Source organism: Mesorhizobium sp. M1403, from assembly GCF_040317695.1.
GTDB lineage: Bacteria > Pseudomonadota > Alphaproteobacteria > Rhizobiales > Rhizobiaceae > Mesorhizobium.
This window is the reverse complement of record NZ_JAMYKY010000006.1, coordinates 215118-231611: the sequence shown is the minus strand read 5'-3', so window position 1 is coordinate 231611 and position 16494 is coordinate 215118. Positions and strand designations below refer to the sequence as shown.

15 protein-coding genes and 1 riboswitch are annotated in these 16494 nt (G+C 63.6%); of the genes, 5 read left to right on the top strand and 10 right to left on the bottom strand.

Annotated features, from left to right (window positions below; genetic code table 11):
- Window positions 1-63: 63 nt before the first annotated feature.
- From NKH01_RS14045 to dhaL, 4 genes are all read left to right on the top strand, one after another.
- On the top strand, window positions 64-2373 hold the full coding sequence (locus tag NKH01_RS14045; protein WP_353020621.1) for a xanthine dehydrogenase family protein molybdopterin-binding subunit: 2310 nt from the start codon (window positions 64-66) through the stop codon (window positions 2371-2373).
- 127 nt (window positions 2374-2500) lie between these two features.
- Window positions 2501-2647: riboswitch (FMN riboswitch) on the top strand.
- A 76-nt stretch (window positions 2648-2723) separates the two neighbouring features.
- Window positions 2724-3197 carry a 6,7-dimethyl-8-ribityllumazine synthase gene (locus NKH01_RS14040; protein ID WP_352482699.1) on the top strand — a complete coding sequence of 158 codons (474 nt, stop codon included), beginning with the start codon at window positions 2724-2726 and terminating at the stop codon, window positions 3195-3197.
- 63 nt (window positions 3198-3260) lie between these two features.
- On the top strand, window positions 3261-4274 hold the full coding sequence (locus NKH01_RS14035; protein WP_352845860.1) for a dihydroxyacetone kinase subunit DhaK: 1014 nt from the start codon (window positions 3261-3263) through the stop codon (window positions 4272-4274).
- A 9-nt stretch (window positions 4275-4283) separates the two neighbouring features.
- Window positions 4284-4922 (top strand): dihydroxyacetone kinase subunit DhaL, encoded by a 639-nt coding sequence (dhaL, locus tag NKH01_RS14030; protein ID WP_353020619.1) that lies wholly within the window; start codon window positions 4284-4286, stop codon window positions 4920-4922.
- Here the strand turns inward: dhaL and derI are convergent.
- From derI to NKH01_RS14015, 3 genes are read right to left on the bottom strand one after another with little or no spacing between them, the layout of a single operon-like run.
- On the bottom strand, window positions 4919-5362 hold the full coding sequence (gene derI, locus NKH01_RS14025) for a D-erythrulose-4-phosphate isomerase (protein ID WP_353020616.1): 444 nt from the start codon (window positions 5360-5362) through the stop codon (window positions 4919-4921). The genes dhaL and derI overlap by 4 nt on opposite strands.
- Before the next feature lie 26 nt (window positions 5363-5388).
- Window positions 5389-6147 carry a triose-phosphate isomerase gene (locus NKH01_RS14020; RefSeq protein WP_353020614.1) on the bottom strand — a complete coding sequence of 253 codons (759 nt, stop codon included), beginning with the start codon at window positions 6145-6147 and terminating at the stop codon, window positions 5389-5391.
- Window positions 6148-6158: 11 nt separating this feature from the next.
- Window positions 6159-6923, bottom strand: a complete 765-nt coding sequence (locus NKH01_RS14015; protein WP_353020612.1) for a DeoR/GlpR family DNA-binding transcription regulator — start codon at window positions 6921-6923, stop codon at window positions 6159-6161.
- A gap of 263 nt (window positions 6924-7186) precedes the next feature.
- On the opposite strand from NKH01_RS14015, the gene fba reads away from it, so the two are divergent.
- Window positions 7187-8251, top strand: coding sequence for a class II fructose-bisphosphate aldolase (fba, locus tag NKH01_RS14010; protein WP_353020610.1), 1065 nt, complete (start codon window positions 7187-7189; stop codon window positions 8249-8251).
- A gap of 47 nt (window positions 8252-8298) precedes the next feature.
- On the opposite strand, the gene NKH01_RS14005 is transcribed toward fba, so the two are convergent.
- The 7 genes from NKH01_RS14005 to NKH01_RS13975 are packed head-to-tail and all read right to left on the bottom strand — an operon-like array spanning window position 8299 to window position 16485.
- Complete coding sequence (locus tag NKH01_RS14005; RefSeq protein WP_023716731.1) at window positions 8299-9237, bottom strand: sugar phosphate isomerase/epimerase family protein; 939 nt, start codon at window positions 9235-9237, stop codon at window positions 8299-8301.
- Window positions 9237-10754, bottom strand: coding sequence for a glycerol-3-phosphate dehydrogenase (locus NKH01_RS14000; protein WP_023716730.1), 1518 nt, complete (start codon window positions 10752-10754; stop codon window positions 9237-9239). Before NKH01_RS14000 ends, NKH01_RS14005 begins: the two co-directional genes overlap by 1 nt.
- A 19-nt stretch (window positions 10755-10773) precedes the next feature.
- On the bottom strand, window positions 10774-11814 hold the full coding sequence (locus NKH01_RS13995; RefSeq protein WP_353020608.1) for a 2-hydroxyacid dehydrogenase: 1041 nt from the start codon (window positions 11812-11814) through the stop codon (window positions 10774-10776).
- Window positions 11815-11821: 7 nt separating this feature from the next.
- Window positions 11822-13384, bottom strand: a complete 1563-nt coding sequence (locus tag NKH01_RS13990; protein ID WP_353020606.1) for an FGGY-family carbohydrate kinase — start codon at window positions 13382-13384, stop codon at window positions 11822-11824.
- Window positions 13384-14508, bottom strand: a complete 1125-nt coding sequence (locus NKH01_RS13985) for an ABC transporter ATP-binding protein (protein ID WP_353020604.1) — start codon at window positions 14506-14508, stop codon at window positions 13384-13386. Before NKH01_RS13985 ends, NKH01_RS13990 begins: the two co-directional genes overlap by 1 nt.
- The gene (locus NKH01_RS13980) at window positions 14505-15623 is read right to left on the bottom strand and encodes an ABC transporter ATP-binding protein (protein WP_353020602.1); all 1119 of its coding nucleotides are present in this window, start codon (window positions 15621-15623) and stop codon (window positions 14505-14507) included. The genes NKH01_RS13985 and NKH01_RS13980 overlap by 4 nt, the downstream gene beginning before the upstream one ends.
- Window positions 15624-15627: 4 nt before the next feature.
- The gene (locus NKH01_RS13975) at window positions 15628-16485 is read right to left on the bottom strand and encodes a carbohydrate ABC transporter permease (RefSeq protein WP_023676025.1); all 858 of its coding nucleotides are present in this window, start codon (window positions 16483-16485) and stop codon (window positions 15628-15630) included.
- Between the last annotated feature and the right edge of the window lie 9 nt (window positions 16486-16494).

Sequence of the window (16494 nt, the reverse complement as noted above, 5' to 3'; positions counted from 1 at the left end):
GGAAAGAGGCGTCGTCGCGGCCTCGATGCTTCCGAACTCCAAATGAAAATCTTTAGGTGACTTATGAACGAGACCATACCCGGACTGCCCGGCTCCGCCACCCATTCAAGAGTGAAACCGCGTCCCGATGCTGGCATCATCGGGCGGCCGATCGACCGCATCGACGGTCCGCTCAAAGTGACGGGCAATGCCACCTACGCCTACGAGAATGTGCTGGAAGGTACAGCCTATGGCTATGTTCTCGGTGCCGCCGTCGGCAAGGGGCGCATCGCCGAGATCGACACGGCCGAAGCCGAACGGGCGCCGGCGGTGTTGCTCGTCATGACGCACCGGAATGCGCCGGCCCAGCCGGATTTCGGCCCGGCGGTCACGCCGACGGTGCCGGAGGTCTTCACCCGCGCCCGTCCCGCGCTCAACAGCGATCGGGTGCGGTATTACGACGAGCCCGTCGCGCTGGTCGTCGCGGAGACGTTCGAGGCTGCACGCGCTGCTGCGGGCCTCGTCAAAGTGCGCTACGACAAGGAGCCGGGCCTCTACGATCTGACGGGGCATAAGGCCGACGCCTATGCACCAAAGCGGACAAATGCCGGCTTCGAGACCGACAGCGTGGTCGGCGACTTCGAGAGCGCCTTTGCGGCCGCCCCGGTCAAGATCGATGCCGCTTACCGGACTCCCTTCGAACATCACAATCCGATGGAGCCGCATGCGACGCTCGCCGCCTGGTCAGGCAACGGGCTGACGATCCATACATCGGCGCAGACCCTCGCGAACTTCCGGGCCGGCGTCGCCAGCACGCTTCGCATCCCGCCCGAGCGGGTGCGCATCGTGAGCCCCTTCATCGGCGGAGGCTTCGGCTCCAAGCTGATTGTCCATGCCGATACGATCCTGGCCGCGCTTGCAGCGCAGGCCCTGCAGCGCCCCGTGAAAATCGCGCTGACGCGGCAACAGATGTTCGCCAATGCCGGTCACCGTGCAGAGATGATCCAACAGGTACGTCTCGGCGCGGATACCGATGGGCGGCTCACCGGGATCGCGCACGATGTCTGGTCCGCGACGTCCAGCTTCGAGGAGTACTGCGAACAAACGGCAGTTTTTGCGCGCTCGCTCTATGCGGCGCCGAACCGTCTCACCCGCCATCGCCTGGTTCCGCTGGACATCAACCGCGGCGAATGGATGCGCTCGCCCGGCGAAGCGCCCGGCATGCTGGCTTTCGAATGCGCAATGGATGAACTCGCCGAGCAGGTCGGCCTGGACCCGATCGAACTCAGGATCCGCAACGAACCGGCTCAGGATCCCGAGCGCGGAGTGCCGTTCTCCACCCGCAATCTCGTCGCCTGCATGGAGGAAGGCGCCCGCCGTTTCGGTTGGGAGCGGAGAAACCCGACACCGGGCCGAACCCGGGAGGGCCGGAAGCTCATCGGCTACGGCATGGCGGCGGCGATCCGTCCGAACTACATCGGCGCGGCGACGGCGCGGGTTGCGATCGACCGGGACGGTCGGGTGACGGCGCGGCTCGACATGACCGACATTGGGACCGGCACCTATACGATCCTGACCCAGATTGCTGCCGAGAGCCTCGGCGTGCCGATCTCGTCCGTCAAGGTGGAGCTCGGCGACAGCCGCTTCCCGCGTACCGCCGGCTCCGGCGGGTCCTGGGGCGCGGCGAGCGCGGGTTCGGCCCTGTATAATGCGTGCAACGCCCTCAAAGGACGGATCCTGGACGCGGCGCAGTCGAGCGAAGCGTCACCGTTGCGCGGCGCGAACGCCACCGAGGCAAACTTTGCCGACAGCGAGGTCAGGATCGGCCAGCGATCGGCGAGCCTGGCCGATCTCATCGGGAGGATCGCTCCCGACGGGTTCGAGGCCGAAGGCTCCGTAGCCGCAGGCGCCACCACCGAGTCGTACAAGACTTATTCGCAGCATTCGTACGGAGCGCATTTCGCCAAGGTCGCTGTCGATTGCGACACCGGTGAAATCCGCATGCGCCGGATGCTGACTGTGGTCGGCGCGGGCCGTATCCTCAACGCCAAGACTGCACGCTCGCAAATCATCGGCGGCATGACCTGGGGGATCGGTGCGGCGCTGATGGAGCAGACGGTGCTCGATCCGCGCTATGGCCACTTCGTCAATCACGATCTTGCCGAATATCACGTCCCGGTCAATGGCGACGTCCCCGAGATGGAAGTCGTCTTCCTCGAGGAAGATGACGACAAGGCCAATCCACTTGGCGCGAAGGGTCTCGGCGAGCTCGGCGTCTGCGGTGCGGGGGCTGCCGTCGCCAACGCCATCTACAACGCGACCGGCGTGCGAGTGCGTGAATTCCCCATCACCTTGGACAAGGTGCTGCCCGCCTTGCCCGTGATCGCCATTTGACGCTGCAACTTATCAGCGCCTCCCTCGCCCTCAAAGTGACCAAGTCGGAACGGATCGCCATTTCTGCGCCATCGGCGACGACGTCGGCGGTTGACAGCGCTATCCGGTCCTTCCATACAAACGCCGTCAATGTTCTCAGGGCGGGGTGAAAGTCCCCACCGGCGGTAAGGGTCTCGGCCCAAGCCCGCGAGCGCTTTCCGGTTAGCCGGAGGGGTCAGCAGATCCGGTGAGATTCCGGAGCCGACGGTCACAGTCCGGATGGAAGAGAACGAATGGAAGACGGTCCGCTTTCGCGGTTCGGACTCCGTATCGTGCGTCCTGATTCTGGTTGGAAACGGAAGGATGGACCCATGAATCAGCATTCCCAGAACGACTATGAAACGATCCGCGTTGCCGTCATTCGGGCGCGCTGGCACGCCGATATCGTCGACCAATGCGTTGAAGCATTCGAGGCGGAACTGGCGGTTGTCGGGGAGAAACGCTTTGCCGTCGATGTCTTCGATGTGCCGGGCGCCTTTGAGATTCCCCTGCATGCAAAGATGCTTGCCGAGACCGGCCGCTATGCCGCTATCCTCGGCGCCGCGTTCGTCGTCAATGGCGGCATCTACCGGCATGAGTTCGTGGCGAGTGCGGTCATCGACGGCATGATGAACGTGCAATTGTCGACTGGCGTGCCGGTGCTTTCGGCGGTGCTGACGCCGCACAACTACCATGACAGCGCTGACCATCACCGCTTCTTCTTCGAGCATTTCAGGGTCAAGGGCAAAGAGGCGGCCGGTGCCTGCGTGCAACTGCTGGCGACACGCGAACGCATCGCGGCGTGAAATCTCCGTCGCCGGGTGGAAATCCCGGTAAGGCGCTGTAGTATCTCACGAAAACTAGGGAGGATGCCGGTGCAGACCAAGAAGATCATCAATGACGGCAACCGCTCCGTCGACGAGATGCTGGAGGGCATTCTGGCCGCGCATCCGCGCCATCTCCGAAGTGCGGACGGCAGCCCCCGCTCCATCATCGCCCGCGACGGGCCGCGCCCAGGCAAGGTCGGCCTTGTCATCGGCGGCGGCTCGGGCCACGAGCCGACCTTCCTTGGCTTCGTCGGCAAGGGGCTTGCCGACGCGGCCGCGATCGGCAACGTTTTTGCCTCGCCGCCGCCGGACCCGATCCTCGAATGCGCCAAAGCGGCCAGCGGCGGTGCCGGTGTGCTGTTCATGTACGGCAACTATGCCGGCGACGTGATGAATTTCGACATGGCCGCCGAAATGGCGGCGATGGACGATATCGAGGTGCGCACCGTGCTGACCACCGACGATGTCGCCTCGGCGCCACGCGACCAGAGGCAGAAGCGGCGCGGCGTCGCCGGCAATTTCTTCATCTTCAAGGCTGTCGGTGCCGCATGCGACCGGATGCTGACATTCGATGAATGCGAGCGTATCGCCAGGAAGGCCAACGATCAGACCTTCACTATGGGCGTGGCGCTTTCGCCCTGTTCGCTGCCGCAGACCCGCCGGCCGAATTTCGAAATCGGACCGGACGAGATGGAGATCGGCATGGGCATCCATGGCGAGCCGGGCATCGCACGCGGAAAACTAAAGACGGCCGACGAGATCACCGACGAGATGCTGGACAAGATCCTCGACGAAATGGCGCCGACGCGCAGCGACAAGGTCGCCGTGCTGGTCAATTCGCTCGGTTCGACGCCGCTGATGGAGCTCTACATCATGAACCGGCGGGTCAAGCAGAGGCTCGACGACATCGGCGTTTCCGTCCACGCGACCTGGGTCGGCAATTATTGCACCTCGCTCGAAATGGCCGGCGCCTCAGTGACGCTGATGCATCTCGACGGCGAATTGCAGGAGATGCTCGACCATCCCTGCGACTGCGCCATGTTCCGCGCCGGCTGAGAAAGCATCATGACCTCGATCGACTCAGCCGGCTTGAAAAGAATGTTCGATGAGATCGCGGCGGCGATCGACGCCGACAAGGACAGGCTCTGCCAACTCGACGGCGTCATCGGCGACGCCGACCACGGCATCGCCATGGCGCTCGGCTTCGGCGCGGTACGCGAGGCACTGGCGCAACTCGACCTCGCGGCGACCGGACCGACGGCGCTGCTCAATACCGCGGCAAAGTCGTTCCTCAACGCCGTCGGCGCGTCGTCAGGCCCACTCTATGCGACCGCCTTCATGCGCGCTGCCGCCGCCGTCAAAGGCAAGGCAATTCTGGAGGATGCTGACATCATCGCCATGCTCCGGGCGATGGCGCAAGGCATCCAGGATCGCGGCAAGGCCGAGCTCGGCGAAAAGACCATGGTCGACGCCTGGCTGCCGGCAGCACAGGCAGCGGGCGCCGCGCAGGAAGCCGGCAAGACCCTGTTGGAGAGCTTGGAAACTGCACTCGCCGCAGCCGAACGGGGCGCCGAGGCAACCAAGAACATGATCGCCGCCAAGGGCCGCTCCTCGCGGCTCGGCGAGCGCTCGCTCGGGCATATGGATCCCGGCGCCGCGTCGGCCGTCACGATCATCAAAGCGATACGGGAAAGTCTGGCTTAACGGACCTTCGCTGCGTCGAGCCTGTCGATGGCCTGGACATTGCCGGCCGACGGTCCCTTCTCATCGAATTCCGATGCGAGCCATGCATCGACGATCGACTTGGCAAGTTCCGGTCCAATAACGCGGGCGCCCATGGTGATGATCTGGGCGTTGTTGGATTTTGCAGCGCGCTCGGCCGAATAGGTGTCGTGGGTGAGTGCGGCGCGAATGCCCGGGACCTTGTTGGCGGAAATGGAAACGCCGATGCCAGTGCCGCAAAAAAGGATGCCGCGATCGTTCTCGCCGTCGATTATGGTCTGGGCGAGCTTCTGCGACAGGTCGGCGTAGTAGCCCGCCTGGCTGAGATCGCTGACCGTGAGGCCGGGCTTGGTGGCCAGGTGAGCGGCAATGACATCGAGCAGCGGTTTGCCGGCGCTGTCGGCTCCAATGGCTATTTTCATGTTCGGTTTCCTTCCTGTTCGATGCTTCAGATCGCCGCTGAGGCGCGTTTGAGGATGTCTATATAGCCGTCCGCCTGCCAGGCGGAACGGCCGATGAACAAGCCGTCTATATGAGACTGTCCGATCAGTTCGGCGGCATTTTGCGGATTGACGCTGCCGCCATAAAGCACCGGCGGCACAACCGGCAGCAGGTCGCGCGCGATTTTCTTGATCAGCGCCTGCTGTCTGCCGGCATAGTCCGAGCTTGCCGGCACGCCCTTGTCGCCGATCGCCCAGACCGGCTCATAGGCAAACAGGATCGTCGCCGCCCTGGCCGCGCCTTCGAGAAACTGCAGCGCGCCGTGCACCTGCAAGGCCAGCACCGTATCCGCCTGCCCGCTGTCGCGTTGAGCCAAAGTCTCGCCGACGCAGATCAGTGGCACGAGACCGTGCTTCACCGCCGCTGCGGTCTTCAGCCCGACAGCCTTGTCGGTCTCGCCGAAATGCTCGCGCCGTTCGCTGTGGCCCAACTCTACCATATCAAGTTCGCAGTCTTTCAGCATTACCGGCGAGATCTCGCCGGTCCAGGCGCCGGCGTCAGCCCAATGCATGTTCTGCGCGCCGACCTTGATGCGCGTCGGCGACAGCGCTTTCTTGACCTCGCGGACCGCCGTGAAGGGTGGGATGACGAAGGGCTGGATGCGCTCGTCGAAACCGGGGACGAACTCGGCCAATGCCCTCGTGAAAGCCATCGCCTCGGCGAGCGTCTTGTTCATTTTCCAGCTGGTGCCGACCCAGTAAACCATGCGTGCTCCTCCTACTCTGCGACCACTGTCAGCGACACGCCGGCACCATCCAGCGCCGCACGCATCTGCGGCTGCGGCTCGCGGCCGGTGAAGACGGTATCGAAAGCCTTGAGATCGGTCAGGAAATGCAAGGCTGTGCGGCCGAACTTGCCGTGATCGACCAGCAGATATTTGCGCGCCGCAGCGGCCATCATCAGCCGTTTGGTCTGGACCACTTCCTGATCCTGGTGAAAGGCGGAAGCGCCGTGGATAGCCGATGACGACAGGAAGGCGACATCGGCGCGCAATGATTTCAGCGTGTCCTCGGCGAGCAGGCCGAAGAAGCCGTGAAACTTCTTGCTGTACTGGCCGCCGAGCGCAATCAGGTTGATGCCGGCAACGCCCGCCAAATCCTGGATGACAGCCAGATTGTTCGAGATCACCGTCAGCGGACGCAGATCGGCGAGATGCCGAGCAACGCCGCCCGCGGTCGAGCCGTCGTCGATGATCACCGTCTGACCCGGTTCGATCATCGTCACGGCAGCGGCGGCGATGCGCTTTTTCTCGTCGCCGGCCAGTCTCTGGCGGTAGCGGAAATCGCTCTCGAAAAGGCTGCTCGGCTGAATCGAGGCGCCGCCGCGTACCTTGCGCAGGAAGCCGCTTTCCTCGAGCTCGTCGAGGTCGCGGTGGACGGTCATCTTGGAGACGCCGAAGCGCGAGGCAAGATCGTCGACACTGGCGGTGCCGGTGTCCATCAGAAAATCCATGATGCCTTGCCGACGGCCGTCGCTCTTCATTTCCGCGGCTTCCTCGTGCAACCCGCACGCACGTTCCGAGATATAACAGGAAACGTCGCATAGCCACCAGTATTTTTGTGATAATGTTATATCTGCCTGGGATATCATGACGCTTCTGACGGCGTGCCGTAACAAGAATTGCTGTCGGCCGGGCGTCCAGCGGTTGCGGTGCAGCGGAAATCCGGCCAGAAGCTTTAGCGGGCTCGACAATAGCCGAACAGCCCGCAAACACTGGCTCGAAACCGGATACGGGAGACTACTGAGTGGCTCGCATCACACTGAGACAATTGCTCGATCATGCCGCCGAATACGGTTATGGCGTGCCTGCCTTCAACATGAACAATATGGAACAGGGCCTCGCCATCATGGAGGCAGCCGAGGAGACCAAATCGCCGGTCATCCTGCAGGCGAGCCGCGGCGCGCGGGCCTACGCCAACGATGTCGTGCTGGCCAAGCTGATCGACGCGCTGGTCGAAATCCATCCTGATATCCCGGTCTGCATGCATCTCGACCATGGCAACAACGAAGCGACCTGCGTTACCGCAATCCAGTACGGCTTCACCTCGGTGATGATGGACGGATCGCTGAAGGAAGACGGCAAGACGCCGGCCGACTACGCCTATAATTCCGGTATCACCCGCCGCGTCGTCGATATGGCGCATTGGGGCGGCGTGTCGGTGGAGGGCGAGATCGGCGTTCTCGGATCGCTGGAGATGGGCGGCGGCGAACAGGAGGACGGCCATGGCGTCGAGGGCGTCATCAGCCACGATCAGCTGCTGACCGACCCGGTTCAGGCCGAACAGTTCGTGCGCGACACCCATGTCGATGCGCTGGCCGTCGCCATGGGCACCAGCCACGGCGCCTACAAGTTCAGCCGCAAGCCGGACGGCGCGGTGCTTGCCATGAACGTCATCGAGGAAATCCACCGCCGCTTGCCGAACATGCACCTCGTCATGCACGGCTCGTCCTCGGTGCCGGAGGAGCTGCAGGAGATCATCAACAAATATGGCGGCCAGATGAAGCCGACATGGGGGGTGCCGGTCGAGGAAATCCAGCGCGGCATCAAACATGGCGTGCGCAAAATCAATATCGATACCGACAACCGCATGGCGCTGACCGGCGCGATCCGCAAGGTGCTGACCGAGAACCCGAGCGAATTCGATCCACGCAAATATCTGACGCCGGCGATGGCCGCCATGCGGAAGCTGTGCAAGGAGCGTTTCGAGCAGTTCGGCACCGCCGGCAACGCTCCCAAGATCAAGCCGCTGCCGGTCTCGGAAATGGCCAAGCGCTACAAGTCGGGCAGTCTCGATCCGAAATTCGGCTGACATATTCCGGTTCTGAGCAGGAGCCGCGTCGGCACCTGCTCATCCCATCATGCTTTCGGCAAAAGACCGGCCCTGCCGGCCTCGATGAAGGGCGCCCAATAGTCGACCGATTCGCGGATCATGGCGACGACCTGGTGGTCGACGGGCTCGCGTTCGCGGAACGACAATTCGAGGCAGATCTCATTGTCGACGCCGCCGCCACGCCGAACAGTGTCCAGCAGCTTTTCGGGCGTGATGCGGCCGTCCTTGTTGTAGGCGGCAATGAACGGCCAATGGCCACCCTTGTTCATTGAGGATTGCTTGACGTGGATGATCGGCGATTCCTTTGGAAAGGCTTCGGCCCAGGCATAGGGGTCGATGTCGTCCGGATTGCTCGACGTCACGTCGCCATGGTCGATATCGACCATCATCTTGAGCGGGATCGCCATGCCGGCCGCATCGATCTCGCTCTGCAGCGTCCGGCAGCTTTCGATCGTATGGCCGAACTCGCGGCCGACCGACATCGGCTCCCAGAACAGGTAGGTCAAGCCGGCCGCTTTGGCGTGCTCGGCGACCGCGCGCCAGCATTCCAGCGCGATCTCGAAAAGCCGCGCGCGACGCTCGGGATCGTCATAGTCACGATGAGTGAAGATCGCGAATTGCGTGCCCATGCCGCGGGCGCCGAGCTCGGCCGAAATTTCGGCAAAGGTCTTGAACCAGTCGACATAATAGCGCCGCACGTCGGCATCGGGATGGCCGAAATGATTGAGCCGGCCGTAGGGGCCGGTCATCGCGGAGGTCACACGCACGCCGGTGCGGTTGAGAGCGGAGCGGAACAGGCGGATGAATTTGGCGATCGTCGCCGCCGGCCAACCGGGATTGACGAATTCATGCGTGAGCTGCACGTCGCGGATGCCGATGTCGTAGGCGATCGCATCGATCAGATCGTCCGGTTCGGCGAAACGATTGACCAGCGGGTTGGTGTTGAGGGACAGCGTAAAGGCCATCAGCCTGCCTTCGCCAGCCGGCTCGAGCACCAGTCTTCGAAGGCGGTTCTTTCTGCGGCGGACAGATGCAGTCCGTGTTTGGTGCGCCGTTCGAGAATATCGGCGGCCGTCTCGGCCCATTCATGCTCGAACAGGTAATTGGCTTCGCGCTCGAACAAATCCTTGCCGAAGCGCCGCCCCAGTTCAGCGAGCGAACCGGCCGCGCCGACCAGATCACGCGTCCTTGTGCCGTAGAGCCGGCCATAATGCTTGACCAGCGAGGCCGGCATCCAGGGATATTCGTGGCCGAGGTCACCGAGGAACTGCTCGAAATCGGCATTGGCGATATCGCCGCCTGGCAGATGTCCTTTCGAGGTCCACGGCTTGCCCATCTTCGGGAAGAACGGGGCGATGCGGTCGAGCGCGTGCTCGGCCAGCTTGCGGAAGGTGGTGATCTTGCCACCGAAGACGGAAAGCAGCGGCGCCTGTCCCGCCGCCACGTCGAGCTCGAAAATATAGTCGCGGGTGACCGCGCTCGGATTGTCGGCATTGTCGTCATAAAGCGGCCTGACGCCGGAAAACGAGTAGACGACGTCGCTGCGCGCAAGCTGGCGCTTGAAGTAGCGGTTGACCACCTTAATCAGGTAGTCGACCTCGCTGGCGTCGGCGGTCACGTCTTCCGGCCGCCCGTCATAAGGAATGTCGGTGGTGCCGATCAGCGCCAGATCGTTCTGGTAGGGATTGATGAAGATCACGCGCTTGTCGCTGTTCTGGACGAGATAGGCTTGCCGGCCTTCCCAGAATTTCGGCACGACGATGTGGCTGCCCTTGACCAGGCGCACGTTGCGCCTGGAATTCTGGCCAGCCACGCGGTTGATGATATCATTGACCCAGGGTCCGGCGGCGTTGACCAGCGCCCGTGCCCGAACCGTGGTCCTGACGCCGGTTCGACCGTCCCGCATTTCCACCGACCACAGGCCGTTTTCGCGGCGGGCGGCGGTGCAGGCAGTGCGGGTGAATATCCTGGTCCCACGCTCCGCGGCGTCGAGCGCGTTGATGACGACCAGGCGGGCGTCGTCGACCCAGCAGTCGGAATATTCGAAGCCGCGTTTGAAGCTGTCCTTGATCGGCGCGCCCTCGGGTGCGGTGCGCAGGTCAAGCGTGCGAGTGGCCGGCAGCCGCTTGCGGCCGCCAAGATGGTCGTAGAGGAACAGGCCGAGCCGGACCAGCCAGGCCGGCCGATCATCCGGGCTGTGCGGCAGCACGAAGCGCATCGGCCAGATGATGTGCGGTGCGGATTCCAGCAGCACCTCGCGCTCGATCAGCGCCTCGCGCACCAGGCGGAACTCGTAATATTCGAGATAGCGCAAACCGCCATGGACGAGCTTTCCTGATCTAGAACTGGTGCCTTCGGCGAGATCGTCTTTTTCGCAAAGAATGACCGACAGCCCCCGGCCTGCCGCATCGCGCGCGATGCCGGCGCCATTGACGCCGCCGCCGATGACGAAGAGGTCGACGATTTCGCTGTCACCGCTCATCTCGCTCTATGCCCTGTCGTCAGCATGGATTGGCCGGAGGCAGGCCGGCGATGAAGCGGCGCACTTCCTCGGCCGCCTGCTCGGCTGCGTAGGTCACGGTGCGTACCGACGCGCCGGCGATATGCGGCGTCAGCGTCACATTCGGGAGCTGCAGCAGCGGCCAGTCGACGGGCACCGGCTCGACGGCGAACGTCTCCAGCATGGCACTGCCGATCTGCCCCGAGACGAGCGCCTCGTAGAGTGCATCGTAGTCGACCAGCGGTCCGCGCGCGGTATTGACGAAGATCACGCCGGGCTTCATCCGGGCGATGGCGTCCTTGCCGATCAGGCCGCGCGTCTCCTCGGTGACCCGGGAATGCAGCGTGACCACATCGGAGCGCGACAAGAGATCGTCCAGCGCAACCAGCTCGACGCCGGCACTGCGATCCTCGGCGCTCAACTGCACATAGGGATCGGAGACCAGGATGCGGCAGCCGAATGCACGCAGCAGCCGAACCAGCCTGGTGCCGATATTGCCATAGCCGATGACGCCGACGGTCATCTCGTTGAGCTCGCGGCCGGTGCGGTCGGCGCGGTAGAGATCGCCGCGCCACTCGCCCTTGCGCAAGGCTTCGTGGCCGACGCGGATCAGCCGCGTCTCGGCGAGAATGGCGCCGATGGTGAACTCGGCCACCGCGCTGGCATTGCGACCGGGCACATTGACCACGGTGATGCCATGGGCCTTGGCGGCAGGCATGTCGATGTTGATCGGCCCGCCGCGCGACACCGCAACCAGCTTGAGCGTCGGCAGGCGCTGCATCATGGCTTCGGAGAGCGGCGCAAGCTGGGTGACGAAGATTTCGGCATCGCCGATGAAATCCACCACTTCGTCGGGATCGCCGAAATATTCCTTGATTTTGTCGAGGCCGAGCGCCGCATTGCCGAATTGCATCGGCTCGTCGGGCCATGCGGTCTCAATGGTGCGGATGTCGAGATTATCGCCGCAGGCCGCTTCGATTTTCTCGCGAAACACTTCCGGAAGCATGAAGCGGTCGCCGATGATCGCAATTTTGTTGGGCATGCTCTTCTCAATTCACGTCAGTTTGTCTGGATGCGGCCAGCGAACGCCAGACCGGCCGCAGCGCCTCATGCGCCAATGTGTAGGACGGAACAATCGCCTCGTAGGCAGCGGCAAGTTTTCGGTCGCTAGGTTCGGCCGCACGGAGCAAAGGCGTGACCCATTCACTGACGCAATCGTCCATTGATGCGTACTGGCCGACGCAGACCGCAGCAATCATCGCAGCGCCCGCAGCACCGGCCTCCTCGCGCTCGCTGGTGCGAATGTCGGCGCCGACCGCAGCACCCAGGATCTTGCGCAGAGCCGGGCTCCTGGCCGCTCCGCCGGTCAGGCGGATTTCCTTGGGCAGCGGCCCCATGGCGGCGTAGCAATCGCGTGCCGCGAAAGCCAGCCCCTCGAACACCGCACGAACCATGTCAGCATAGCCGTGCCTGGACGAAATGCCGACGAAGCCGGCCCTGGCATTGGCATCGACGAACGGCCCGCGCTCGCCCGCCTCCGAGACATAGGGCTGGTAGAGCAGCGACCCTGGCTCGGACGACGATATCCACTGGTCGACCAGCGCGATCATCTCGCCATTGGTCCGCGTGATACCTTGCGAGGCGAGAATGCCGGAGGCGAGGCCGAGAACCCAGTCGATGTTGAGCGTTGCCGCCATGTTCGACTGCATCTGCGCAAAGACGCCTGGCGCCGGCATCGTCATCGTGTAGCCGGTTGCAGCCTCGTTGAGCAGCACCTCGTCCGGCGTCTCGGCAAGCCGCATATGCATGCCCGTTGAGCCGATGATCGAGCAGCCGGACTTGCGCTCGCGATCGAACAGGCCGGCGCCGAGCGCGGTACAGGCGACATCGACATAGGCCAGAACGACCGGCGTGCCGGAGAGCAGTCCGGTCGCCTCTGCCGCTGCCGCCGACAGCCCTGTGCTTTGCCTGGTGCCATCGATGATGGGCGGCAGCAGATGCCTGAGATCAGTGACGCCGAGCACCTCAAGCACATCATCGCAATAGCCGCGCGTGCGGAAATCGCCGAAGGTGAAGGTGCCCTCGGACGGGTCGGTGGCGCGTTGGCCGGTCAACTTGAAATAGAGCCAGTCCTTGCAGTGGAACGCCGTCGCTGCATTGGCAAGCATCGCGGGCATGTGGCGCTTCATGAAGACGAACTGCGATCCCTGCTGGCAGGCAGCAAGCCCGCTGCCGGTCTTTTCGAAGCGCAGCCGGTCCTCGGGCCGCGCGCGGATCTCCTCGACGACCGCGGCAGCGCGCGCGTCGAGCCACAGCCAGCCCTTGGCCACCGGCTCACCATCCTTGTCGATCAGCCAGGTGCCGTCGCCTTGGCCGGTCACGGCAATGGCAATGGTCCGGCTGGCTAGGTCCGGCACCTTGTCGGCGAGTTGGCGCAAGGTCGTCGCGGTATCGGCCCAGGTGCGTGTCAGGTCCTGCTCGGCGCCGCCGCCCGGTAGTGTCTCGTATTTGTTGGGCAGCGCGGCGACCGCGATCTGCCTGCCCGCCGTGTCGAAGGCGACGGATTTGATGACAGACGTGCCGGCGTCGATGCCGATCAGCACATCCCGCATCAGGCAAGCTCCGTACCGTGCGAAATGGCGTTGCCGCTCGCCTGATCGAAGACGTGCAGGTTTTTCGGATCGATGCTGACCTTGATCGGCGCACCGAGCTCCAGGCGGGTCCGGTCATGCTCGACCAGAACCAGCGAACCGCCGGCGAAATCGGCGGCGATATGGGTCTGATCGCCAAGCCATTGATTGGCCGAAACGGTGGCCGGCACGCCATCCTTGGAGCGGCGGACAGCATAGGGCCTGACACCAATGACGACGCGCTGCCGGTTGAGCAATTCGTCGCGAACCGGGCCGCTGAAGGCATCCTTGTCGTAGTCGAGCGAAAGACCGTCGGGCAGCTTGAGATTGATCTTGCCGGCAGCCGTGCCGACATAGGCCTCGAAGACATTCATCGGCGGCTCGCCGATGAAGGTGCCGGTGAACAGGTTTGCCGGCCGCTCCTTGAGCCTGTCGGGCGTGTCGAACTGCTGCAGCACGCCGCCTTCCATGACAGCGATGCGGTCTGCCAGCGCGTTGGCCTCGGTCTGGTCGTGGGTGACCAGGATCGCGGTCAGGCCGCGCTCCTTGATGAAGTGCTTGATGCGGCCGCGCAGCACGGCGCGGAGCTGCGGCTCGAGCTGGCCCATCGGCTCGTCGAGCAGATGCAGGTCGGCTTTGCGGATCAGCGCCCGGCCAAGGCTGGCGCGCTGCTGCTGGCCGCCGGAGATCGAACTCGGATAGCGCTCGAGAATGTCCTCGATCTCGAGCAGCTTGGCGATGCTGGCAACTTTTGCATCGACCTCGCTCTTCGGCAGCCTGGCCGCCTTGAGGGCGAAGGCCATGTTCTCGCGCACGGTCAGCGGCGGATAGAGCGAATAGCCCTCGAACGCCATCGCCACGTTGCGCTTGACCGGCGGCAGTGTGTGCACCTTGCGGCCGGCAACCGAGATCGTGCCACGCGAGACCTCTTCGAAACCTGCGATCATGCGCAATGTCGAGGTCTTGCCGCAGCCGGACGAGCCGAGCAGCGCCACGATCTCGCCCTTGGCGATTTCCATCGTCAGGTTCTTGACGGCGTGCACGCCGCGGTCGATCGGACCGTAGAACTTGTCGACGCCTGAGAGGGTGATTGCGCTCGGGCTCATGCCGCTTCTCCGCTGCGCAAATTGACGACGTTTTTCGAGCCGATACGCTCGCCACGTGCCCGATCGAACAGCAGGGCGCTTTTGCTGTCGACGGCGATATGGGCCCTGCCCTCGGATTGGCCCGGTGTTCCGGACGGACGCGAGACCAGGATTTCACGGCCACGCACGGTGCGCACCAGGGTGACGATCTTCTCGTTGAGCGGCGTCTCAGCCTCGACCGTCACCGGGATGGCGCCGGGCGTGCCTTCATCAACAAACGCCAGAGCCTCCGGCCGCAGGCCGATCACGCAATCACGGCCGACCGCCGCCTCATGCGCGCCGGCAAGATGGACCTGGACGTTGGACAGGCCGACATAGATGCCCTTGGCGTCCCGCGACGGCTTGACGTCCAGAAGGTTGATGGTCGGGTCGCCGAACAGCCGGGCAATCTCGACATTGGCCGGCTCGCGATAGATCTGCTCGGGCGTGCCGAGCTGTTTGACGACGCCTTGCGACATCACCGCGATGCGGTCGCCGAGCGCCATCGCTTCCTTGTAGTCTTGGGTGACGTAGATGACGGTCGCGCCACGATCGGCGAGCAGCCTTGGCAGCTCGAGGCGCATTTCGAAGCGCAATTTGGCATCGACGTTGCGCAAGGGATCATCGAGCAGCAGCAGCGGCGGCGAGCCGACCAACGCGCGGGCAAGCGCGGTGCGTTGCTTCTGGCCGTTGGACAGCGCCCGCGGCTTGTGGCTGAGCACATGGCCGATTTTCAACAGCTTAGCGACGCTCTCGACGCCGGTCTTTATCGTGCCCTGCGATGAGTGCTTCGCCTGCAGAGGCGTGGCTATGTTGTCGAACGCCGTCATATGCGGGAACAGCGCGAAGTTCTGGAATGCCATGCCGACGCCGCGGAACTCGGCGTCGAGATCGGTTATGTCCTCGCCGCCGATGAGGATCTTTCCCTCGTCGGGGTCGATGACCCCGGCCACCAGCCGCAACAGCACCGTCTTGCCGGCGCCGGACGGTCCGAACAGGACCAGCGTTTCGCCGTCGGCGACGGTCAGCGACAGATTGTCGAGAACGGTCTGGCTTTTATAGCGCTTGACGATGTTTCGCAGTTCGAGGCTTGCCATCGGACTATCCTTTCACCGCGCCAAGCGACAGGCCTTCGACCAGATAGCGTTGCGCATAGAGCGCGAGCGCCAGGGTCGGCGTGATCGACAGCACGATCGCCGCCGAAATCTGGCCATACTGGATGCCGGAGGACGTGATGAAGGCGAGCGCGCCGACCGTCACCGGCTGCTTGTCGGCCGAGGCGAGCACCAGCGCAAAAACGAAATTGTTCCAGGCAAAGATAAAGGCGAGCAGGCCGGCAGCGGCAATGCCTGGGCCGGCGAGCGGCAGCGCGATCTTGCGGAAGGTAGCAAACCAGGAATGTCCGGCAATGCGGTAGGCGTATTCGATGTCGGCCGGTATATCCTCGAAATAGCCGCGCACGATCCACAGGATCAGCGGCAGGCAGATCAGCTGGTAGACCCAGATCAGCCCGATATAGGTATTGGCCAGCCCGAGCTTCTGGAAATAGAGGGTGAGCGGCAAAAGCACCAGCAGCGCCGGCGCGAAACGGAACGACAGCAGCGTGAAGGCAATGTCCTCCGAGCCGCGAAACTTATGCCGCGCAAACGCATAGGCGGCCGGCACGCCGAGCAGCAACGCGACGGCAACCGAGGTGACCGACAGGAAGACGGAATTCCAGAGATTGCGCATGAAGGCGATGTCGAGCGTGCCGGCCGCCGTCATCAGCTTGCCGGTGATCAAGGCGGTGTAGTTGGCGAGCGTCGGCTCGAAGACAAGCTGTGGCGGAATCCGCAGGATTGTCTCGTTGGTCTGGAATGACATCATCAGGATCCAGACGATCGGGAACATGAAGAAGATCACGACCAGCGCTAGGGCTATGCCGCGCAGGATGCGTTCGAGAAGGGAGGTATGTTCCATGCCAGCCTC

Bases quoted from the DNA above. Each gene is read 5' to 3' on its own strand.
- NKH01_RS14045 (WP_353020621.1), top strand. From the start codon at position 64: ATGAACGAGACCATACCCGGACTGCCCGGCTCCGCCACCCATTCAAGA.
- NKH01_RS14040 (WP_352482699.1), top strand. From the start codon at position 2,724: ATGAATCAGCATTCCCAGAACGACTATGAAACGATCCGCGTTGCCGTC.
- NKH01_RS14035 (WP_352845860.1), top strand. From the start codon at position 3,261: ATGCCGGTGCAGACCAAGAAGATCATCAATGACGGCAACCGCTCCGTC.
- dhaL (WP_353020619.1), top strand. From the start codon at position 4,284: ATGACCTCGATCGACTCAGCCGGCTTGAAAAGAATGTTCGATGAGATC.
- derI (WP_353020616.1), bottom strand. From the start codon at position 5,362: ATGAAAATAGCCATTGGAGCCGACAGCGCCGGCAAACCGCTGCTCGAT.
- NKH01_RS14020 (WP_353020614.1), bottom strand. From the start codon at position 6,147: ATGGTTTACTGGGTCGGCACCAGCTGGAAAATGAACAAGACGCTCGCC.
- NKH01_RS14015 (WP_353020612.1), bottom strand. From the start codon at position 6,923: ATGAAGAGCGACGGCCGTCGGCAAGGCATCATGGATTTTCTGATGGAC.
- NKH01_RS14005 (WP_023716731.1), bottom strand. From the start codon at position 9,237: ATGGCCTTTACGCTGTCCCTCAACACCAACCCGCTGGTCAATCGTTTC.
- NKH01_RS14000 (WP_023716730.1), bottom strand. From the start codon at position 10,754: ATGAGCGGTGACAGCGAAATCGTCGACCTCTTCGTCATCGGCGGCGGC.
- NKH01_RS13995 (WP_353020608.1), bottom strand. From the start codon at position 11,814: ATGCCCAACAAAATTGCGATCATCGGCGACCGCTTCATGCTTCCGGAA.
- NKH01_RS13990 (WP_353020606.1), bottom strand. From the start codon at position 13,384: ATGCGGGATGTGCTGATCGGCATCGACGCCGGCACGTCTGTCATCAAA.
- NKH01_RS13985 (WP_353020604.1), bottom strand. From the start codon at position 14,508: ATGAGCCCGAGCGCAATCACCCTCTCAGGCGTCGACAAGTTCTACGGT.
- NKH01_RS13980 (WP_353020602.1), bottom strand. From the start codon at position 15,623: ATGGCAAGCCTCGAACTGCGAAACATCGTCAAGCGCTATAAAAGCCAG.
- NKH01_RS13975 (WP_023676025.1), bottom strand. From the start codon at position 16,485: ATGGAACATACCTCCCTTCTCGAACGCATCCTGCGCGGCATAGCCCTA.